At 45.6% G+C, this 20183-nt stretch carries 23 protein-coding genes; 11 read left to right on the top strand and 12 right to left on the bottom strand.

The annotated features are described in order from the left end of the window. The first annotated feature begins 134 nt into the window (after positions 1-134). The 3 genes from ACWJJS_RS05120 to nupQ are packed head-to-tail and all read left to right on the top strand — an operon-like array spanning position 135 to position 3666. Positions 135-1667: an ABC transporter ATP-binding protein gene (locus ACWJJS_RS05120; protein ID WP_015387787.1), complete on the top strand. Its 1533-nt coding sequence runs from the start codon at positions 135-137 to the stop codon at positions 1665-1667. After that, entirely contained in the window at positions 1660-2706 is a 1047-nt protein-coding gene (locus ACWJJS_RS05115) for an ABC transporter permease (protein WP_012118308.1), read from the top strand. The genes ACWJJS_RS05120 and ACWJJS_RS05115 overlap by 8 nt, the downstream gene beginning before the upstream one ends. Further along, positions 2707-3666, top strand: a complete 960-nt coding sequence (nupQ, locus tag ACWJJS_RS05110; RefSeq protein ID WP_077722763.1) for a guanosine ABC transporter permease NupQ — start codon at positions 2707-2709, stop codon at positions 3664-3666. A gap of 44 nt (positions 3667-3710) precedes the next feature. On the opposite strand, the gene ACWJJS_RS05105 is transcribed toward nupQ, so the two are convergent. Beyond that, positions 3711-3929, bottom strand: coding sequence for a hypothetical protein (locus ACWJJS_RS05105; protein ID WP_070082282.1), 219 nt, complete (start codon positions 3927-3929; stop codon positions 3711-3713). A 242-nt stretch (positions 3930-4171) separates the two neighbouring features. Between ACWJJS_RS05105 and ACWJJS_RS05100 the strand changes: the two genes are divergently transcribed. From ACWJJS_RS05100 to mnhG, 7 genes are read left to right on the top strand one after another with little or no spacing between them, the layout of a single operon-like run. Then, complete coding sequence (locus ACWJJS_RS05100; protein WP_454023374.1) at positions 4172-6574, top strand: Na+/H+ antiporter subunit A; 2403 nt, start codon at positions 4172-4174, stop codon at positions 6572-6574. Then, the gene (locus ACWJJS_RS05095) at positions 6571-7002 is read left to right on the top strand and encodes a Na(+)/H(+) antiporter subunit B (protein ID WP_454023373.1); all 432 of its coding nucleotides are present in this window, start codon (positions 6571-6573) and stop codon (positions 7000-7002) included. Before ACWJJS_RS05100 ends, ACWJJS_RS05095 begins: the two co-directional genes overlap by 4 nt. Next, the gene (locus ACWJJS_RS05090; protein WP_003152063.1) at positions 7002-7343 is read left to right on the top strand and encodes a Na(+)/H(+) antiporter subunit C; all 342 of its coding nucleotides are present in this window, start codon (positions 7002-7004) and stop codon (positions 7341-7343) included. The genes ACWJJS_RS05095 and ACWJJS_RS05090 overlap by 1 nt, the downstream gene beginning before the upstream one ends. Beyond that, positions 7336-8817, top strand: coding sequence for a Na+/H+ antiporter subunit D (locus tag ACWJJS_RS05085; RefSeq protein WP_071392238.1), 1482 nt, complete (start codon positions 7336-7338; stop codon positions 8815-8817). The genes ACWJJS_RS05090 and ACWJJS_RS05085 overlap by 8 nt, the downstream gene beginning before the upstream one ends. 5 nt (positions 8818-8822) lie before the next feature. After that, positions 8823-9299: a Na+/H+ antiporter subunit E gene (locus tag ACWJJS_RS05080; RefSeq protein WP_071392239.1), complete on the top strand. Its 477-nt coding sequence runs from the start codon at positions 8823-8825 to the stop codon at positions 9297-9299. Then, positions 9299-9583, top strand: coding sequence for a Na(+)/H(+) antiporter subunit F1 (locus tag ACWJJS_RS05075; RefSeq protein WP_012118311.1), 285 nt, complete (start codon positions 9299-9301; stop codon positions 9581-9583). The genes ACWJJS_RS05080 and ACWJJS_RS05075 overlap by 1 nt, the downstream gene beginning before the upstream one ends. Beyond that, a complete protein-coding gene (gene mnhG, locus ACWJJS_RS05070) occupies positions 9567-9941 on the top strand; it encodes a monovalent cation/H(+) antiporter subunit G (protein ID WP_003152056.1) in 375 nt (124 codons plus the stop codon). Before ACWJJS_RS05075 ends, mnhG begins: the two co-directional genes overlap by 17 nt. A gap of 39 nt (positions 9942-9980) precedes the next feature. Here mnhG and ACWJJS_RS05065 read toward each other — a convergent pair whose 3' ends face one another. The 5 genes from ACWJJS_RS05065 to degQ all read right to left on the bottom strand — a co-directional run bounded on the left by ACWJJS_RS05065 (position 9981) and on the right by degQ (position 14824). Continuing rightward, entirely contained in the window at positions 9981-10364 is a 384-nt protein-coding gene (locus ACWJJS_RS05065; RefSeq protein WP_003152054.1) for a hotdog fold thioesterase, read from the bottom strand. 21 nt (positions 10365-10385) lie between these two features. Then, the gene (locus ACWJJS_RS05060; RefSeq protein WP_003152052.1) at positions 10386-11030 is read right to left on the bottom strand and encodes a response regulator transcription factor; all 645 of its coding nucleotides are present in this window, start codon (positions 11028-11030) and stop codon (positions 10386-10388) included. 80 nt (positions 11031-11110) lie between these two features. Next, complete coding sequence (locus ACWJJS_RS05055) at positions 11111-13414, bottom strand: sensor histidine kinase (RefSeq protein ID WP_070082286.1); 2304 nt, start codon at positions 13412-13414, stop codon at positions 11111-11113. A gap of 152 nt (positions 13415-13566) precedes the next feature. Continuing rightward, on the bottom strand, positions 13567-14499 hold the full coding sequence (locus ACWJJS_RS05050; RefSeq protein WP_025650217.1) for a class 1 isoprenoid biosynthesis enzyme: 933 nt from the start codon (positions 14497-14499) through the stop codon (positions 13567-13569). A gap of 184 nt (positions 14500-14683) precedes the next feature. Then, positions 14684-14824: a degradation enzyme regulation protein DegQ gene (degQ, locus tag ACWJJS_RS05045; RefSeq protein ID WP_003152043.1), complete on the bottom strand. Its 141-nt coding sequence runs from the start codon at positions 14822-14824 to the stop codon at positions 14684-14686. A 465-nt stretch (positions 14825-15289) separates the two neighbouring features. Between degQ and ACWJJS_RS05040 the strand changes: the two genes are divergently transcribed. Then, on the top strand, positions 15290-15631 hold the full coding sequence (locus tag ACWJJS_RS05040; protein ID WP_278071274.1) for a hypothetical protein: 342 nt from the start codon (positions 15290-15292) through the stop codon (positions 15629-15631). 6 nt (positions 15632-15637) lie between these two features. Here the strand turns inward: ACWJJS_RS05040 and ACWJJS_RS05035 are convergent, their stop codons facing one another. From ACWJJS_RS05035 to ACWJJS_RS05010, 6 genes are all read right to left on the bottom strand, one after another. Beyond that, positions 15638-16858, bottom strand: a complete 1221-nt coding sequence (locus ACWJJS_RS05035) for an EAL and HDOD domain-containing protein (protein WP_003152038.1) — start codon at positions 16856-16858, stop codon at positions 15638-15640. Positions 16859-16987: 129 nt separating this feature from the next. After that, a complete protein-coding gene (locus ACWJJS_RS05030; protein ID WP_014305722.1) occupies positions 16988-18454 on the bottom strand; it encodes a nicotinate phosphoribosyltransferase in 1467 nt (488 codons plus the stop codon). Positions 18455-18471: 17 nt separating this feature from the next. Continuing rightward, positions 18472-19023 (bottom strand): cysteine hydrolase family protein, encoded by a 552-nt coding sequence (locus ACWJJS_RS05025; RefSeq protein WP_025853916.1) that lies wholly within the window; start codon positions 19021-19023, stop codon positions 18472-18474. A 96-nt stretch (positions 19024-19119) separates the two neighbouring features. Then, complete coding sequence (locus ACWJJS_RS05020; RefSeq protein WP_003152031.1) at positions 19120-19518, bottom strand: YueI family protein; 399 nt, start codon at positions 19516-19518, stop codon at positions 19120-19122. A gap of 65 nt (positions 19519-19583) precedes the next feature. Continuing rightward, positions 19584-19832 (bottom strand): YueH family protein, encoded by a 249-nt coding sequence (locus tag ACWJJS_RS05015; protein ID WP_003152028.1) that lies wholly within the window; start codon positions 19830-19832, stop codon positions 19584-19586. 72 nt (positions 19833-19904) lie between these two features. Then, on the bottom strand, positions 19905-20126 hold the full coding sequence (locus ACWJJS_RS05010) for a spore germination protein (protein ID WP_003152026.1): 222 nt from the start codon (positions 20124-20126) through the stop codon (positions 19905-19907). Positions 20127-20183 lie beyond the last annotated feature (57 nt).

The following is a 20183-nucleotide window of genomic DNA, read 5'->3' as shown; positions in this document are numbered from 1 at the left end:
GGGATAAGGAGACTTTCGTGCTTATCCCCTCTCTTTTTTGAAAAGAGCGGTGAAGGAAAAGCTGCATCTCTTGCAGCTTTTCTTTTGCCAAGCTCTTTCTCATCAAAGTATCTCTGAAAAGGAGCGACAAATCGGTGGATTATATCATTGAAATGCTTAATATACGCAAGGAATTTCCCGGAATCGTCGCCAATGATGACGTCACGCTTCAAGTGAAAAAAGGCGAAATACACGCCCTTCTCGGTGAAAACGGCGCCGGAAAATCGACACTCATGAACGTTTTATTCGGCCTGTATCAGCCGGAAAAAGGCGAGATCCGGGTGCGTGGCGAACGCGTTCACATCAACAGTCCGAACAAAGCCAACGATCTCGGCATCGGGATGGTGCACCAGCATTTTATGCTTGTGGATACCTTCACCGTCTCAGAAAATATCATTCTCGGAAAAGAGCCGAAAACTTTCGGCCGAATTGACAGACAGCGCGCCGCCCGGGACGTGCGCGATATTTCCGACCGTTACGGCCTGCACATTGATCCCGAAGCCAAAGTTGCCGATATTTCCGTCGGTATGCAGCAGCGGGCGGAAATATTAAAGACCCTCTACCGGGGCGCCGACATTCTCATTTTTGACGAGCCGACCGCGGTGCTGACTCCGCACGAAATTCAAGAACTGATTCAGATTATGAAAAATCTTGTCAATGAAGGAAAATCAATTATCCTCATCACCCACAAATTAAAAGAGATTATGGAAGTCTGCGACCGTGTCACCATCATCCGGAAAGGAAAAGGCATTACAACACTTGATGTCGCACATACGGATCAAGATGAACTGGCAAGCCTTATGGTCGGACGCGAAGTGTCATTCAAGACGGATAAACAGCCGGCTGAACCGAAACAAGAAGTGCTTTCGCTTTCTGATGTAACGGTGAAAGACGCGCGCGGCGTTGAGGCGGTCAAACAGCTCTCCCTCTCTGTCAGAGCCGGTGAAATCGTCGGCATTGCGGGCGTTGACGGGAACGGCCAGTCTGAATTAATTGAAGCCATTACAGGTCTCAGAAAAACAAATGCCGGCACGATCATGTTAAACGGCAAACAGCTGCAAAACATGCCGCCCAGGAAAGTCACTGAAGCCGGCATCGGGCATATTCCGCAGGACAGGCATAAACACGGGCTCGTCCTTGATTTTCCGATCGGAGAAAATATCGTGCTGCAAAGTTATTACCAAAAGCCTTACTCTTCTTTCGGCATATTAAATAAACACACGATTTATGACAAAGCGCGAAGCCTGATTGAAGAATACGATGTCAGAACACCTGATGAATATACGCCTGCGCGCGCTCTCTCCGGGGGGAATCAGCAAAAGGCCATTATCGGCCGGGAAGTGGACAGAAATCCGGATCTTTTAATTGCGGCCCAGCCGACGCGGGGACTCGATGTCGGCGCGATTGAATTCGTCCATAAAAAGCTCATTGAGCAGCGTGATGCCGGTAAAGCGGTGCTTCTGTTATCTTTTGAACTTGATGAAATAATGAATCTCAGCGATCGCATCGCCGTCATCTTTGAAGGCAGCATCATCGCAAACGTCAATCCGCTCGAAACAAACGAGCAGGAGCTCGGACTTTTAATGGCGGGTAGTAAGCAAATGGAGGCGGGGAAAACACATGATTAATCGACTTTCTCATCTGGCTGTGCCGCTGATTGCGATCATCCTTGGATTAGCTGCGGGTGCGGTCATCATGCTCGCCAGCGGCTACAATGTCGTAAGCGGGTATTCGGCTCTTTGGAGCGGCATTTTCGGTGAAGTGTATTACATCGGGGAATCGATCCGGCAGATTACGCCATATATTTTGTCCGGATTGGCCGTGGCATTCGCATTTCGGACCGGCCTGTTTAATATCGGGGTTGAAGGACAGCTCCTTGTCGGCTGGACCGCCGCGGTGTGGGTCGGCGCTTCCTTTGACGCCCCCGCTTACATCCACCTTCCGCTTTCATTATTGGCGGCTGCGGCTGCGGGCGGCATTTGGGGCCTGATTCCCGGATTTTTAAAAGCCCGTTTTTTTGTCCACGAAGTGATTGTCACGATCATGATGAATTATATCGCTCTTCATTTAACCAATTATCTCATTTCCGATGTCATGACGGACCACCGGGACAAAACAGACAAAATTCATGAAAGCGCGTCGCTCCGCTCGCCGTTTTTAGAGCAGCTGACAGATTACTCCCGCCTTCATTGGGGCATTCTGATCGCTCTGTTTGCGGCAGTCCTCATGTGGTTTATCATTCATAAAACAAAAAGCGGATTTGAATTCCGGGCTGTCGGCTTTAACCAGCACGCCGCACAATACGCCGGAATGAGCGTCAGAAAAAATATGATGTACGCCATGATGATTTCCGGCGCCTTCGCAGGGCTTGCCGGCGCGATGGAAGGACTCGGAACCTTTCAATATGCGGCGGTTAAGGGCGCCTTTACCGGCGTCGGCTTCGACGGCATTGCGGTTGCGCTTCTCGGCGGCAGCACGGCAATCGGCGTTGTTCTGGCGGCATGTCTTCTCGGCGGCCTTAAAGTCGGGGCATTAAATATGCCGATTGAATCCGGGGTGCCTTCTGAAGTCGTTGACATCGTCATCGCCATTATTATTTTGTTTGTGGCATCAAGCTACGCCATCCGTCTCATCCTTGATAAATTGAAGAAAAAGGGGGCGAAGTAAGTGGACTTCCTGCAGATTTTATCCATTATTGTCCCGGCAACACTCGTATATGCGGCTCCGCTTATTTTAACCGCTCTCGGCGGCGTGTTTTCTGAAAGATCGGGGGTTGTCAACATCGGTCTTGAAGGACTGATGATTATCGGCGCCTTTACAAGCGTCATGTTCAACTTATTTTTCGGACGCGAGCTTGGCGCCGCCGCTCCGTGGCTCGCCTTGGCTGCGGCTATGATTGCCGGCGGACTGTTCTCACTGATCCACGCGGCTGCCGCGGTTTCTTTCCGCGCCGATCAGACGGTAACCGGTGTGGCGATCAATATGCTCGCGTTAGGAGCAACACTGTTTATCGTCAAGCTGATCTACGGAAAAGCGCAGACTGATAAAATCCCGGAGCCCTTTTACAAAACGAACATTCCCGTGTTAAGCGATATTCCGGTTTTAGGAAAGATTTTCTTTTCTGACGTATATTATACGTCGATTTTAGCCATCGTACTGGCCTTTGTTTCCTGGTTTATTTTATTCAAAACGCCGTTCGGCCTCCGCATCCGTTCTGTCGGGGAACATCCGATGGCGGCCGATACGATGGGAATCAACGTGTTCGGCATGCGCTATATCGGCGTCATGATCAGCGGGCTGTTCGGCGGGCTCGGCGGCGGTGTGTATGCTTCCACGATCGCGCTTGATTTCACGCACTCCACCATTTCCGGACAAGGCTTTATCGCTCTCGCCGCGCTGGTTTTCGGCAAATGGCATCCGATCGGCGCGCTCGGGGCTGCGCTGTTCTTCGGGTTTGCGCAGAGTTTGAGCATTATCGGCTCGCTTTTGCCCCTGTTCAAAGACATTCCGAATGTATACATGCTGATGGCTCCTTACATTCTGACCATTCTCGCGCTTGCCGGCTTCATCGGCCGCGCGGATGCGCCTAAAGCCAACGGCATCCCTTATATTAAAGGAAAACGCTGATTGCCACACAAAAAGAGTTCCGCACCCTGGTGCCGGAACTCTTTTCATCTATATACGATTCTGATATACTCACGCGGCTGAAACGGCGTTTGCATTGATTCAGCCGCACTCAGCTTGTCTTCTGCGTATTCCGCACCGAGAAAAAAACGCTCCCAATCATCTGCCTCCGTCTGCTGCCGCGTTTTGCAGAAATCATCTGCTATGAATGTTCCTGCAATAATAGAACAAAATATTCCAATACAAGCCGCCGCCTTTCTCTTCATCTGACCAGCTCCTTTTGTAAAGCTTGATCTGAAAAAGAAATGTATATACAAAGATCCGGATATTTGATAAATTTATTTTGGGTTCAAAAGACCACAAAAACACAAAGAGGAATACATTATGCCGTAGCAGGGTAAAAAAAAGTGCGATATAATTTGTACTGGGTCCTATGACCGTGAATTGATTGATTCATTCTTACATAAAGCAGTTGCTTGATGAAAAAACAAGCAAAGGAGGTCTTCTGTTGCAGCTGTTACATTTCGCGATTTTGGCGCCTTTTTTATTTGCATTTATCGTTCCCTTTCTTTATAAACGGGTAAAACAAGTCCATACAGGCTGGTTTGTGCTGATAGTGCCCGTTGTGCTGTTTGTTTACTTTATCAGCAAGCTCCCTGTCACAATGGCTGGGGAAACCGTCCGGTATGCGGCCGAATGGATTCCGTCCCTCGGTATTAACTATACCGTTTATATTGACGGACTCGGGCTGTTATTCGCTTTATTGATTACGGGCATCGGCTCTTTGGTGACGCTTTATAGTATTTTTTACTTATCGAAGGACAAAGAAAAGCTCGGCCCCTTTTATGTGTACCTGCTGATGTTTATGGGCGCGATGCTCGGCATTGTGCTCGTCGATAACGTCATCGTGCTTTATATGTTCTGGGAGCTGACAAGCCTGTCATCCTTCTTATTAATCGGGTATTGGCATAAGCGGAAGAAATCACGCTACGGGGCGGAAAAATCACTGCTGATTACCGTCGGCGGCGGGCTGTGCATGCTCGGCGGCTTTATCCTGCTGTATCTGATGACGGATTCTTTCAGTATCAGGGAAATGGTCAACCAGGTGCATATTATCGCAGGCCATCCGTTCTTTATTCCGGCGATGGTTCTCCTGTTATTGGGGGCCTTTACGAAATCAGCGCAGTTTCCGTTTTATATCTGGCTGCCTGATGCCATGGAGGCGCCGACTCCTGTCAGCGCCTATCTGCACTCGGCTACAATGGTGAAAGCGGGTATTTATCTGATTGCCAGATTCAGTCCGGTTTTTGCTTTTTCACCCGTCTGGTTTTGGACGGTTGCCTCAGTCGGTCTGATCACGATGGTATGGGCTTCCTTTAATGCGATTAAACAAACCGATTTAAAAGCGATTCTGGCATTTTCCACAGTCAGCCAGCTCGGTATGATTGTATCGATGCTCGGCGCAGGAGCCGCCGCGCTTCATTATCAGCATTCAGAGTATTTTACGGCGGCTGTCACCGCGGCTGTGTTTCACTTAATTAACCATGCTACTTTTAAAGGAAGTTTATTTATGGCGGTCGGCATTATCGACCATGAAACGGGAACGCGGGATATCCGCAGGCTCGGCGGCCTGATGGCGCTCATGCCGGTAACGTTTACCGTTTCACTGATCGGAACGTTTTCCATGGCCGGCCTCCCTCCGTTTAACGGCTTTTTAAGTAAAGAAATGTTCTTTACAAGTATGCTGCGGATTGCTCATGCAGATATTTTCAGCCTGGATACGTGGGGCGTGCTGTTCCCCGTTCTCGCATGGATCGGGAGCGTCTTCACTTTCATCTACAGCATGAAGCTGTTTTTCAGAACGTTCAGCGGCGCGCCTAAATCTGCTCAGCTTGAAAAGACGCCGCATGAAGCTCCGCTCGGCATGCTGATTTCGCCGGTGATTCTTGCCGCTTGCGCCGTCAGTCTGTTTTTTGCCCCGAACGTTTTGTCTTACAGCCTGATTGAACCGGCGATGAACTCCATTTATCCCGCTCTGTTAACCGGCGGAGATACATTCCATGTCCATATTTCCCAGTGGCACGGGGTGACGGCTGAGGTAATGATGACCCTCGGCATCATCATTGTCGGCACGATCGGTTACGTAACGCTGTCTAAATGGGAGCGTCTGTACGGTCTGTTTCCGAAAAAACTGACGCTGAACAAGCTTTACGATGCGGTGACGGGCAGTATGGAAAAAAAATCTTACCAGCTGACGTCATCTTATATGACCGGATTTTTGCGGGATTATCTGCTGTATATCTTTACGTCGTTTATCATTCTCATCGGAGCGGCGTTCGTCATGAAAGGCGGCTTTTCCATGACAGCGAAAGGCATGGCTGAGATCGGCCTGTATGAAATCATGCTGTCCCTCGTTATGGTGAGCGCAACGATTGCGACTGTGTTCGCCAAATCGCGGCTGACGGCCATTATCTCACTCGGTGTTGTCGGGTACACACTCGCGCTGTTTTTCGTGATTTTCAGAGCGCCCGATCTGGCGCTCACGCAGCTTGTCATTGAGACGATATCCGTCGCCTTGTTTCTTCTTTGTTTTTACCATCTGCCGAAAATGCGGCGGAAAAAGAAGACAAGAACATTCCGGATGACGAATTTTATCATTTCTCTCGGTGTCGGCGTCATCGTGACAATGCTCGGAATCGCGTCTTCCAGCGAAAAAACAAAAGACAGCATCTCCTCCTTTTTCACCGCTTACAGCCATAAGCTCGGGGGAGGAAACAATATCGTCAACGTCATCCTCGTTGATTTCAGGGGATTTGACACGATGTTTGAAATCACGGTGCTGTCGATCGCCGCACTCGGGATTTACGGCATGATCAGAACAAAAGTAAAAGAGGAGGGAGAAGAGCGTTGAGACAGCAAAAAACAAACGACATCATCCTTCAGACGGCAACGAAACTTGTATCTTTTATCATTCTGCTTTTCTCTTTCTATTTATTTTTATCGGGGCATAACGCTCCCGGCGGAGGATTTGTCGGCGGATTGATTACGTCTTCGGCCATCGTGCTGCTGCTTTTGGCCTTTGATTTAAAAACCGTTAAATCGATTTTGCCCGTCAATTTTATTTATGTGGCGGGCGCGGGTCTGCTTATCACGATTGCAACGGGTGCAGGTTCATTCTTATTCGGAGCGCCCTTTCTCACCCATACATTCGGCCATTTTCATCTCCCGGTGCTCGGGAATACGGAGCTTGCGACGGCCACTTTGTTTGATTTAGGTGTGTATCTCGTTGTTGTCGGCGTGACGATGACCATTATTCAAACGATTGGAGAGGAAGAATAGTGGAAATCTTAATGTCTGTCATTGCCGGTATTTTGTTTATGGCGGCAACCTACCTGCTGCTTTCTAAAAGTCTGCTGCGCGTGATTATCGGCACCGCGCTTTTGAGCCACGGCGTCCATTTGCTGCTCCTGACCATGGGCGGACTGAAAAAAGGCGCTCCTCCCATACTGGGCGGAAAAAGCACGTCGTTTGTCGATCCGCTGCCGCAGGCACTCATACTGACGGCGATCGTTATTTCGTTCGGCGTCACGTCCTTCCTGCTTGTGATGGCGTTTCGCGCCTATCAGGAACTGAAAACGGACGATATGGATCGAATGAGGGGAAATGATCAACATGAATAACTTTGTGATATTGCCCATTCTGGTGCCGCTGCTTGCCGCAGTGCTGCTGATTTTTATGAACAGGCACGTGATGCTGATGCGGATATTCAGCACTGCCGCTTCCTGTGTCTCCATCGTCATCAGCGCCGCTCTCGTTCAGACGGTTTTCACACACGGGATTCAGACGCTGACACTCGGCGGCTGGAAAGCGCCGTACGGCATTGTGCTCGCCGCGGATCAGCTTGCCGCACTGCTTGTTTTGACAACCGCCATAATTGGGCTGCTCGTCACCCTGTACTCCTTCCGCTCCATCGGAGAAAAAAGGGAGCGCGCTTTCTATTATTCAGGGGTGCAGTTTCTTCTGGCCGGCGTAAGCGGAGCGTTTTTGACGGGTGACCTGTTCAACATGTACGTCTTTTTTGAGCTTCTGCTTATCGCGTCCTACATGCTGATCGTGCTTGGCGGAACGAAAATTCAATTAAGAGAATCATTGAAGTATATCGTGTTTAACATTGTGTCATCCGCGTTTTTTGTCATCGGCGTCGGTTACTTATATGCGGTGACGGGCACGCTGAATATGGCTGATCTAAGCGTAAAAATAAGCGAATCGGGCCAGACCGGGCTGATAACCGTGATCGGCGTCCTTCTTCTCGTCGTTTTCGGTTTAAAGGGCGGGATATTCCCGCTGTATTTCTGGATGCCGGGCTCTTATTACGCCCCGCCGGCTGCAATTTCGGCTTTATTCGGGTCTCTTTTGACGAAAGTCGGCCTGTATGCCATTTTAAGGGTATTCACCCTGATCTTTATTCACGATACGGGCTTTACCCACCAATTGATGATGTGGCTTGCGATGCTGACGGTGCTATTCGGCGTAATCGGATCTATCGCCTTTTCGGATGTCATGAAAATCGTCATCTACAATATTATTACAGCCGTCGGCGTGATTTTGTTCGGCATTGCCATGAACACGCCGGCCTCCATTCAAGGAGCGGTTTATTACTTGATTCACGATATGCTGATTAAAGGAGCGCTGTTTATGCTTGCCGGCTCGCTTATCGCATTGACAGGCACTGCCAGCCTGCATAAAATGGGCGGACTGATCACCCGTTATCCCGTTTTAGGATGGATGTTCTTTATTTCAGCCATATCTTTGGCCGGCATCCCGCCGTTCAGCGGATTTGTGGGCAAGCTGAAGATCGCGGAAGGCGGGTTCGATAAGGGGGAAACATTGTTTTCCGTATTGATTCTCTTATCAAGCCTGCTTGTGCTCTATTCGGTGCTGAAGGTTTTTACGACGGCTTTTTGGGGGGAAGAAAAAGAAATCCCCGGCGCAGGCGGACGGTCCGCAAAAGGACTTCTTTATCCGGCAGCCGCTTTTCTCCTTTTGTCGCTTCTGTTCGGGCTCGGAACCGAATGGGTTTCGCCGTATGTCAATCAGACGGCTGAGAATCTGCTGAATCCGGAAAAATACATTGAAGCTGTTTTGAAGGAGTAGATGGCATGGCTTTTCAACTTTTATTAAATGTTCTTCTCGCTGTTTGCTGGATGTTTCTCACAAACAGCCTCAGCACGGCGGGTTTTATAACCGGATTTATCGCGGGCTTGGCGGCGCTGTTTTTTTTCCGGCGCTTCTTCTCGCGGCCGTTTTACATTTGGAAAATATGGTCAGTCATCAGACTGGCGATGATCTTTATAAAGGAATTATATTTGGCCAATGTCAGCGTGCTGAAAACCGTTATATCGCCGAAACTGAACATCCGCCCGGGCATTTTCGCGTTTAAGACGGAATTGACGGAGGATTGGGAGATCACGCTGCTCTCGCTGTTAATCACTTTAACACCGGGTACGCTCGTGATGGATATCTCCGATGACCGGTCGATTCTCTATATACACGCCATGGACATTGAAGATGCGGAGAAAGCGATCCATGACATCCGCGTCTCTTTTGAGAAAGCCATTCAGGAGGTGAGCCGCTGATGTTTACGTTTATTCTGCAATTATCACTCGGCATTATGGCGGTTTCGACTCTTCTGTACGTCATTCGCGTCATAAAAGGGCCAACGATACCGGACCGGGTCGTCGCGCTTGATGGGATCGGCATTAATCTGATTGCCATGACCGCACTTGTATCCATTCTCTTAAACACATCGGCCTTTTTGGACATCATTCTGCTGCTTGGCATTTTATCGTTTATCGGCACGATTGCCTTTGCTAAGTTTTTGGAGAAAGGAGAGATTATCGAAAATGATCGAAATCGTTAAATGGGCTGTCGCCGTTTGTATTCTGATGGGATCGCTGATCTGCCTGGTCGCGTCTTTCGGCACACTCAGGCTTCCTGATGTATATACGCGCGCCCACGCCTCTTCAAAAGGCTCGACACTCGGCGTTAATTTGGTATTGCTCGGGGTGTTAGGCTACTTGTGGATGCTGACCGGAGAAATTTCTGTAAAAATACTGCTCGGCATCATTTTTATCCTGCTGACGGCGCCGGTCGGAGCGCACCTCATATGCAGGGCCGCGTACAATTCGGGAGCGGCGCTTGATAAAAGAAGCGTTCAGGATGATTACAAAGGGATCAGAAACTTTGTGATCAAACGAAAAGAAGATTCATATTTGTAAAAACAAACAGCCGGACGATTCAGGGTTCCGGCTGTTTGTTTATTTTGTTATAACAGCCAGCGTGCAGCGGGAAACACAGATCAGCCTTTCTCGTTCATCGAAAATGTTAATCCCGTACACAATGGTTGCCCTGCCTGTGTGAACGGGTTCCGCTATCGCCGTGACCGTTCCGCCCTCTTTCACGGACTTTAAATGATTGGCATTAATCTCAAGCCCGACACACGCCTGTTTCGACCGGTCGATAAAATGCTGGGCCCCAACACTTGCAGCAGTCTCCGCCAGCGCTGCTGACGCGCCCCCATGCAGATATCCGAAAGGCTGCACCGTCCTCTTATCCACCGGCATCACCGCCACGCATCTCTCCGGCGTGTTTTCAGTGATTTCAATACCGAGTGCGCCGAGCAATGTATTGTTCAGATTCATAGGTCATTCTCCCTTCAAGATTTATAGTACGTTATCTGACTTGGCGATCAGCACCGCTTCAGTACGGGAGCCGACATTCAGCTTATTAAAAATGGATGTCAGGCTGTATTCAATCGACCGCTTGCTTAAGTGAAGCGCATCAGCGATTTCCTGATTGGTCAAACCTTTTTCGACCTCTTGGAGAATATGGCGCTCTCTCGGGGTTAAGCGATCCTGCTCACTTTGAGGGGAAGAAGACGTTTTTGTTTTTTGCTGGGTCATCAGCTGTTTGAAATAGGAGAAATCAACTAAAATCTGTCCGTTCAGCACATGATATATGTATTGCATGATTTTCTCTTTAGATTCGGTTTTGCTGATGGCGCCATGCAGGCCCGCGCGGATGGATTCTTCAAAATAATCTTCAACCTCATAGCCTGTGTAGACAATGATTTTGCAGAGAGGATTCTCTTTTAAGATTTTCTTGGAAAGCTCTATGCCGCTGATGTCATCACCCAGATTTAAATCCATTAATATGAGATCGTAAGCTGAAAAATCATGCCGGAGAACGAATTGTTCACTGGCATCAGGACTGAGGCAATCGACAGAAAGATTCGTGTCCGTTTCCAGAATCGTCTTGGTGCCCTCCATGACAGCCGGATGATCATCAATCACTAGTATCTTTTTCATGGTTTCCTCCCTTTTACTCACTCATTTCCATTTTATTAAAAAGACTTGGCTTCTGCCAAGTCGATTTGGTGATAAATTGGTTACAATTCCATTTCAATATCCGCTTTAAAACCGTTTCCTTCACTTGTGTCGATTTTCATCCGTCCGTCAAGCGCACGGACACGTTCCTTAATACCCGAAAGACCCATGCTCATCGACTGTCCGCCGCCTTCTTCCTGATTGCAGCCGACACCGTCGTCTTCATAATGCAGAATCACTTTATTTTGAATGCTGATCAGCATAATCAGCACCTCATTCGCCTGTGAATGCTTCATGGCGTTCGAAAGAAATTCCTGAATAATGCGGTACAAATTCAGCTGCGTATCCAAATCCAGCGCCGCCGTAAACCGGCCCGTATTCAGACGGATATGAAACGGCGCACGCTCCTGCTGTTGCGCGGCAAGCTTGGATACCGCCTTGACCAGACCCAAATCATACAGCAGCTGAGGCCGAAGCTCATGGCACGTCTCCCGGGTCATCAAAATAACATCCGACATCTGCTCATTCATCTGATGAAGCTTGTCCTGCACCTCTATGTGGCAAGGCTCTTCTTTCTTAAAATCGGCCAGAAACAGCTCACACTGGCGCTTCAAAGAAATCAAATCCTGCAGCACCGAATCATGGAGATCACGGGCCAAATCCGAACGCTGCTTTTCCTCGATCGTAAACATCAGCTTTTTGAGCCAGACCGGGTTTGAGCCTTGTTGTTTCAGGTCTTGTAAATGGTTCATGAGTTCTTCGATCTGTATCACATTTTCCATAGAGACACTCGTATAGAAAGACAATGTCTTCAGCCATGAAATCTCATCTCGTGTCAGTCTCGGTGTATTAATAGTAGACAAACAAAGCAAAACATAAGAACTTCCTCCGCGTTCTCCTATCTTGATTAAAAAACCGCGGTTTAGCTCAATGATTTTTCCAATCTCTGAAGTAACTTTCTTAAATTCTTTTGAATACATTTCCCAGTCAGGCTCATTATCCTTTTTATCATGATATAAAATGTCACCCTCAGAGGTAACTTCAAAGACATAAGCTTTACTGACAAGTAGAACATCCAGAATCGTCTTTTTTAGTTCTTTAAACATTTGTTTTAAAGATGTTATGCTTCTGATAAGCTGAGTATATTTGAATATACTATCTTGATAATTAAATTTTTCAGAAAAACGTTTTAACCGAAATTTATAATCCATTACTTCTTTAAAATAAAAAATGACAAATATCACAATAAAGAAAAATACAGTTTGCTGAGCAGGATTCATTTGTATATCTATTGACTCGAACCAAGCTGAAATCCCAACAATAAAAAGGGCTGGAACTAAGGCAAGCAAGCCATAGTACCTCATCCTGCCTAAAATGAATTCAATATCAAAAATTTTGTTAGCTACGAACTGGTATACCAATCCCAATGGGATAAGTACGAGCAGGGATGCCGCTGCCAACGCATCTAATATATAACTTCCTGTCAAAATAATTGGGATTACATAAAAAAGCAAAAAAGGTAAAAAAGAGAGCGTGTTTGTTAAAATTAAAATCTTAAGAATATAAGCATGTTCTGAATACTTGAATTTATACAGATGATAGAAAACAGATATAAATGCATAGAGAGTCACGAAGAAAAACGATACTAAATTTAAATTTGTTGTGAAGTCATATGAATAAATATGTCGAAACGGTTCGTTTAAGAGATTAATTATCGGTATGATATATAGAAAAGAAATCAAGCGATTGGCAAATTTTTTACCTAATTCCTTGAAATACTCTTGAATAAACTGGAGATAAAATATAGGTGAGGCAATGAAGGTAAACAAATTTATATATCTGTTAAATTCATGACCTCTTGAGGGACCACCAGCACTCATATAAGCTATTGAGATATCTAACAGGAAGAGAATTAGGACATACCCAGCTATCGATTTTCTGGTTTGACTCACCTTTACAATATAAAATATACATATTAAACTCAAAAAATAAAATACAAGGGGAAGGACAAATAAAAAGTAACTGTAGTATCCATTTAAATTAACAATATCAAAATCATCTAAATGAATTTGCTGTCCATTTCTTTTTATATCTAAGCTCTTAACGTGATAGAGAGTATCCCCTTTTAGATATTTTAAAGATGGTTTTTTATTATTAATTTTGACAATCATATCACCTTGTTTTAAACCTACAAATTTTCCATACGAGGTTTTTGACATTTCAGCAACTTCGAGTACTTTATGCTTATTTTCTACAATTTTCGTGCCTACAATAAGTCCATTCATGTTAATAAAAGCGACATAACAAACATAGATAACACTTAAAATAATAATGGATATTGTAAATGGCTTTATAAGCTTCTTCAAGATTTACACCCTTCGCTTATTATTCATTATCCCATTTTTTATTGTCCGAACCCATCATTAAATAATTCTCAAACCCTTTAATGATAATTTGCGTTTGTATAGAGTCATAACCGATAAGGCTAGCTTCATTGCTTTTCAGTTTCTTTAATACATCAGGATAATTCAAAAAATAATTTATTAAATTCTGCATCTTCATCATCCTTCTTATTATTCTTATTATTCAACAAGTGTTTTTTTATTATTTTTATCTTCTTTATATCTAAATTTAAATTTTCAACTTCAGTTCCACACTTATGCATGTATAGTTGGTATAAAACCGAAACATATTGAGATGCTCCAGAATCATACAGCTTTTGAATAAACTCTTTTTTATTAAGCCGCAGTTGCGAATATAATTTTTGATCTGAGAATATACGAAGCAATTCTTGAGAAGACTTATTAAACAAGCGCTTAAGATATAAATTAATCAATGTATGTTTATCTTTCAGAATATCACTAGTATTATCCTTAAAAATAGCATGATAATCACCGGAAATTTGTTCAAATATCCCTTTATAATAGGAATAACTTTCAACAGACTTATTGAATTCTCCAGTTGCTAAAAGCGTACCAGTAACATTTGCTAACGCAAATAAACTTCCGCATTTTAACTTGATTACCTCTAAACATTCATCTTCTGTCTCTGGTTTATTGATCAAATCATCATGTTGACCCTGCATTGCATCTTGAATATATTTTAATACATACTTAATCACTAAAGGATTCGTACTAATCGAATTAATGCTTTGCAATCCTGCTGTGTATAATGAAAATGCTGCACTTAATGCTAGTGAACGATCTATCTTCATCCAAGGAGCATCTCGATTATCCTCATCTTCCAGATCATCAATTATATCGGAAGTAAGTGTAAGAATTTCAATAGCGGCACCTAAGTTCACTGCGGTTTCTTGATTTTCGCCGTCAAAGATCACATAATGCAAAACAGCTGATTCAGCTAGAGAAAAATTTTTTTTTGGTTCAATAAAACGAAGAAGGAGCTGCATTAGATGTTCATTAAATATGTTCCGCTCTATTATACTCTTCATTCTATTCTTGATTTGGTTGGCATCTAAACACATTTGCTCAATAATTGTCTTCACCCTCCCATTCTATTTTACTAAATGCAGGTGATGAAAGACAGCAGGTTTTTCGTTTTTTAACAATCGTATAATACTTTATCCATGAAATGGATAAAAAATGCACAAAAAAAAGACTTGTTTCCAAGTCTTTTTAAGAAATTTTCATTGCATATGAGAATTTATCGAGCTGATCAATGCTTTTGTTAATGTTTCGTAATGAGTCGGTTGTTTCTCTGATATCATTTTCAAGTCGGAATAATAATTGCTTTACTTCTTCTAATTTGTTTTCCACCGTTTCCACACTCCTTTTTTTGAAAGATCAATGAATTGTGTATGGTGAACGAGTCCTAGGTATTTGATCTGTTACTAATAGTGTAAACGTTTTTGCGGGATTTTTCACCGAAAAGTATGTGTAAAAGTATCTGCGTGACACCGCAAACCATGGTAATCCCATAGTCCCGAACAGGGCATTTAGCGAACAGGACTATATAACTACCATAAAGGCAGACGTTTAGGATAAAGCAGACCAGTCTGGCGGTTCTGCTGTTTTTTCAACGGTTTTCCGACAAACCGGCAGGGACTATAGTCCCTGCCGTCGCAATTTCAAAACAGAATGGGCGAACAGCGTCGCATAACCACCGACAAACACCGAAAAGACCGCAACCCCCGCATTGTGGTCTTTTTGCATGTCATAACTCGTTATCACGCCGCCTATACTCATGTATAACGAATGTTTTCTCAGGAAGGAGGCCGCCGTATGCATTATGTGTATCCATGCTGCCCTGTTTTCGCCGTGCCATACCGGCATCCAGCGCCCAGTGCCCCGGTTCACGCAGATATTTTGACAGCGTCCGCAAAAGAAGCTGCGGGCATGCTGGAGGATGCGCGCCTGCTCCTTGCGCGGCTGTCGGCGTCAAAAGAGCTTGCGCGCAGCATCCTCACCGCAGCGCAATCATCTGACACCGCAGCGGTCAAGCGGCTCATTAAGCAGACCGGCATCAAAAATGACTTTGACGTGACGTATAATCCCGACGGCATCCGTGTCAGTCTGATCAGAGAGCAAAGCCGGTTTATCATCGCCCTCAGGTGGTCGGCTTAAAGCGGCTCAATCGATCAGCTGCCGGCACCATTCGATCGCCTGTAAGTAACATTCATACGCTTCTTCTTTGTTCAGTTCTTTTCCCCACTCGTCACAGTCCCAGTTGTTGCATTCAATGGCTTTGACGAGCGCGAGCATCTTATAATAATCGTTTTCATAACCGAGCAGCGCCTGTCCGACTTCATCGATTAAGGGCAGTTCTTTGATGATATCCTCTAGCTCCCTGTGGAGAAGCGTATCGATGAGCGAAAACATGCCGATCAGCATGTAAGAAGAGGGCTGGGGCCTTCCGGTTCTTTTCGCCAGCAGTTCGCACAGTTTGGCCCTGATTAAGGAAATCTTAATGATTTCTTTTTGGCTTGAGTGGCTTTTCGCCGTTAAATCTCTGAATGAAAGAATGTAAATCAAGCGCTTAATCTCATTCAGCCCGAGCATCATGATAGCCTGCTGGATGCTGTCTATCTTTTTTTTCAGCCTTGTTTGCGATCCGTTTAAAAAACGCAGAATCTGATACGATAAGCTGACGTCCCGCTCTATGTATTCCGTCACGCGCTGTATATTGGGCTGGTCATTGTTTAATTCGCTTAAAAGCTGGTAGTAAGAATGAAAATGAAACGTCAGATCATTTCCGCTGATGACACGCGGTTCACTGAAAAAATATCCTTGAAACAGGTGAAAGCCGTCTATGGCCGCCTGTTTATAATCTTTTCTCGTCTCCACTTTCTCCGCTAAATAAATCAGACTTTTACAGCTGTACGTCTGAATGATTTTTTTGCGCTCCAGACGCGAGGATTGCAAAAAGTCGATTTTTAAAATATCAATATATTTCATCAGCTGTTCCACTAACTCTTCATTTTCCGGATTGATGGCGTAAAAATCATCAAGTGCTAATGTATATCCTAATTTCTTCAGCTGTCTGCATCTTGAGATGAGTGCCGGAGTGATCGGTATGTCCTCAAGAATTTCGATAATAAGCTGGTCAGGATCAAAGGAGGTAGGGAGATCTGAAAACATCAGGCTTTCTGTAAAATTCACAAAGCAGCGTTTCCCCTCAGTCAGCTTTTCGATTCCGATGTTGATAAAGCTGTTAATAATGAGATCCGTCGTAGCTTTATCTCCGTCCGCGGCCGAATAACGGTTCTCTTCGCTCTCCCGGTAAAGAAGTTCATAAGCAACAACCTGTTCGTTTCTGTTGAAGATAGGCTGTCTCGCAACAAACACCTTCATTCATTTACCCCCTTAGATGCGGCCTTCGAACATAAGTATATCAAATAACTTGACGAAATTTGTCTAAATGTGAAAAATATTATCACAACAAAAAAGCCTTTCCAGAGATAGGAAAGGCCGCTTTGTTTTCTATTCAAGTTCCCGTTTCAGCTTGCTTTTGATTTCATGAATCCGCTGCATCTTGTTGCTCCAGCAGTCTTCGCTTAAATCGACCGGATATTCTTCCGGCTTGCTGATCCGTTTGTATTCCTCCCACAGAAGTTTGAGGTTATCCTGCACGTATTGCTGGATGTCGGTAATTTCGGGATTATCATAGCATAAAACGCCGTTTTCAAAGATCGGCTCATGCAAGTCTTTCGCATAGAAATCAGTGACGAATTTGCTGACGAACGTGTGGACGGGATGGAACATTTTTAAGCGTTTCTGATCATTTACCCGCTCGTCATAAAGCGCGATATAATCACCTTCCGAGTGGTGATTCAGCTTGTTGATAATCCGGTATACTCTCTTTCTTCCCGGCGTTGTCACTTTTTCAGGGTTTGACGAAATTTTAATGGTGTCGGTCAGTTTGCCGTCCTCTTCAATGGCGACAAGTTTGTAAACCGCGCCGAGGGCCGGCTGATCGTATGCGGTAATCAGCTTCGTGCCGATGCCCCACGTATCGATTTTCGCTCCTTGGGATTTCAGATTTAATATCGTGTGCTCATCAAGATCGCTTGAAGCAATGACCTTTGCGTCTGTGAAACCCGCTTCATCAAGCATTTCACGCGCTTTTTTTGACAGGTACGCCAAGTCCCCGCTGTCCAGGCGGATGCCGATGAAGTTGATCCGGTCGCCGAATTCCTTTGCGACTTTAATCGCATTCGGCATGCCCGAACGGATCGTATCGTACGTATCTACGAGAAATACGCAGTCTTTGTGGGTCTCCGCATATTTCTTAAATGCCGTATATTCATCGCGGTACGCTTGTACGAGCGCATGAGCGTGCGTGCCGGATACCGGTATATTAAAACGCTTTCCTGCTCTTACATTACTCGTCGCGCTGAAGCCGCCGATCAAAGCCGCTCTCGCTCCCCACATGGCCGCATCCATTTCATGGGCGCGCCGCGTTCCGAATTCGAGGGCGTCTTCGTCACCGACAACGCCTTTAATGCGGGCCGCTTTCGTGGCGATTAATGTTTGGTAATTCACAATGTTAAGCAGAGCCGTCTCAATCAGCTGCGCTTCAATCAGGGGCGCTTCGACCCGCATAATCGGTTCGTTGTTAAAAACGAGCTCGCCTTCTTTCATGCTGTAAAGAGATCCGGTAAAAGAAAGATCCCGTAAATAATCAATGAAATCATCAGCATAGTGCAATTCCGTTTTTAAATAATTCAGATCGCTGTCGGTAAATTTGAAGTTCTCCAAGTATTCGATTGCTTTTTCTAAGCCCGCAAATACCGCATAGCCGTTTTCAAAGGGAAGCTTTCTGAAAAAAAGCTCAAAAATCGCTTTTTTCTCATGAATGCCGTCTCTCCAGTACGTTTCGGCCATATTAATTTGATAAAGATCTGTATGTAAAGACAAACTGTCGTCTTTAAAACCATGCTCCACCAAAATTGTTTTCCCCTTCCTTACTCTGCCACTTGCGCTCCGATGCTGTTCTTAAAATGGGACAGGGCCCATTCATGCCCTTCCGGATTAAAGCTGGCCACAGCGTTTTGATGAATGACGATCTGAAAGCCCTTGTTGTAGGCGTCAACCGCCGTGTGAAGAACGCAGATGTCGGTGCACAGGCCCGCAAGATGCAGCTCAGTGATTTGCCGTTCCCGCAGTTTCAGCTCTAAATCCGTTCCCGCAAAAGCAGAATATCTCGTTTTTTCCATATAATTTACGTTTTTTGCGTGTTTATGTTTCTCATAAAGAGGCGATAGCCTTCCGTACAGCTCTTTGCCCTCCGTGCCGTTGATATTATGCGGAGGAAACAGGTGTGTCTCGGGATGAAAGTCATCGTCTGCATCATGCGAATCTACCGCAAAGACAACGTAATCACCGTTTTCTATAAATGCTTGCGTCAAACTGACAATCGTATCTTCAATCTGTCTCGCGGGTTCTCCGCAAGTTAATGCCCCGTTCTCAGCTGCAAAATCATTCGTATAATCAATGCATATAAATGCTTTTTTCATAGCCGGCCTCCCCGCCATTCATATGAAAACCATTATATCCTATCTCCACTTGTAAGTGAATTGGCATTGTAAAATGACAAACGGTGTTTTGCCCTTTTAAGATTTCAGGAGTGAGCGCTGAAAAATGTCATCCTGCACGTAAATGCCGTCAAGGTTCACGGCATAATCGGCGGCAAAAACCAGGCCGAGCGGCGTTTCGAATTGAAGGTCCGAGATGACGGAGCTTCGGACACCGGCAAGTGCGGCAAGCTTCATATATGGTGAATAAGCATGATACGGGAGCCTTCCGTTTATATAGAGCACCGCGTCTTTTCGGCTTTTCAGCGCCTGTTTCACTTCTTCATACGGCTGCTTTTGCAGCACCTGCCCCTTCGTCAGGGCAATGATGACTCTTTCACGCAGCGAGCCTAAAAATAAATGGCGTTCATCCGGTTTCGTCTGCAGAGGGCCGTACATCCCCTGCTGTAAATAAAGGTCAACCGTTTTGTCGCTCATCGGCCTGTCCCTCCCAGCTTGTTTTACAATTATCGCCCCGGACGGGACGCGGTAAACCGTTTTCGTTACATTTCAGCCACCCAATGGGAGATCTTGCCGGCGAGCTCTCCGGCGGGTTCTTCTTCAATCAGCTTGCTGAATGATTGTAAAAGCCGCTGCGCCAGCGCCTTTTTCTCTTCCTCATAGGAAATGATCGTGCTCCACTCAAGTTCCGGAACGGCTACAAGGGTATGCTGTTCTTTTTTATTTTCATGCAGATATACATCACCGATCATTCCGGACTGCACGGTAATATTCGCTTTTCTGATTTTCATAAAACATTCCCCTTTTATAAAGACTGATTCTATTATACTACAAAAAAGCGACAGCCTCCTAAAAGGAGGCTGTCACGCGTTAAACCAATCAGGTTCGTCAAACACATCGATGTCTTCAAAGCGCGTTTTGCTGAATTTATTAGTAATTTTGACAAAATCTCCGGAATGAAACGCCCCTGCCCCCGCGCCTGAGTGGTCAACGGCTTTGGGAGAAATGGCAAACACGTCACCGAAGCTCGCCGCAGCGTCTCCGGCTAAACTCATAATATAAATCGGTCCCACAATTGCAGGCATACCCACACCTCCGCTTTTCTTTACAGCATTTTATGCGCTGCACCGGGAGTTGTGCCC

This window comes from Bacillus sp. JK106, assembly GCF_053663355.1.
The sequence above is the reverse complement of the archived record's forward strand: the minus strand, read 5'-3'. Positions and strand labels throughout refer to the sequence as shown.

What these genes read in the sequence shown, in the direction of transcription:
- ACWJJS_RS05080 (WP_071392239.1), top strand. Translation starts at nt 8,823, where the DNA reads ATGGCTTTTCAACTTTTATTAAATGTTCTTCTCGCTGTTTGCTGGATG.
- ACWJJS_RS05075 (WP_012118311.1), top strand. Translation starts at nt 9,299, where the DNA reads ATGTTTACGTTTATTCTGCAATTATCACTCGGCATTATGGCGGTTTCG.
- ACWJJS_RS05105 (WP_070082282.1), bottom strand. Translation starts at nt 3,929, where the DNA reads ATGAAGAGAAAGGCGGCGGCTTGTATTGGAATATTTTGTTCTATTATT.
- ACWJJS_RS05060 (WP_003152052.1), bottom strand. Translation starts at nt 11,030, where the DNA reads ATGAAAAAGATACTAGTGATTGATGATCATCCGGCTGTCATGGAGGGC.
- ACWJJS_RS05020 (WP_003152031.1), bottom strand. Translation starts at nt 19,518, where the DNA reads ATGAGCGACAAAACGGTTGACCTTTATTTACAGCAGGGGATGTACGGC.
- ACWJJS_RS05035 (WP_003152038.1), bottom strand. Translation starts at nt 16,858, where the DNA reads ATGAAGGTGTTTGTTGCGAGACAGCCTATCTTCAACAGAAACGAACAG.
- ACWJJS_RS05010 (WP_003152026.1), bottom strand. Translation starts at nt 20,126, where the DNA reads ATGCCTGCAATTGTGGGACCGATTTATATTATGAGTTTAGCCGGAGAC.
- ACWJJS_RS05050 (WP_025650217.1), bottom strand. Translation starts at nt 14,499, where the DNA reads ATGAAGAGTATAATAGAGCGGAACATATTTAATGAACATCTAATGCAG.
- ACWJJS_RS05025 (WP_025853916.1), bottom strand. Translation starts at nt 19,023, where the DNA reads ATGAAAAAAGCATTTATATGCATTGATTATACGAATGATTTTGCAGCT.
- ACWJJS_RS05115 (WP_012118308.1), top strand. Translation starts at nt 1,660, where the DNA reads ATGATTAATCGACTTTCTCATCTGGCTGTGCCGCTGATTGCGATCATC.
- mnhG (WP_003152056.1), top strand. Translation starts at nt 9,567, where the DNA reads ATGATCGAAATCGTTAAATGGGCTGTCGCCGTTTGTATTCTGATGGGA.
- ACWJJS_RS05065 (WP_003152054.1), bottom strand. Translation starts at nt 10,364, where the DNA reads ATGAATCTGAACAATACATTGCTCGGCGCACTCGGTATTGAAATCACT.
- ACWJJS_RS05040 (WP_278071274.1), top strand. Translation starts at nt 15,290, where the DNA reads ATGCATTATGTGTATCCATGCTGCCCTGTTTTCGCCGTGCCATACCGG.
- ACWJJS_RS05085 (WP_071392238.1), top strand. Translation starts at nt 7,336, where the DNA reads ATGAATAACTTTGTGATATTGCCCATTCTGGTGCCGCTGCTTGCCGCA.
- ACWJJS_RS05015 (WP_003152028.1), bottom strand. Translation starts at nt 19,832, where the DNA reads ATGAAAATCAGAAAAGCGAATATTACCGTGCAGTCCGGAATGATCGGT.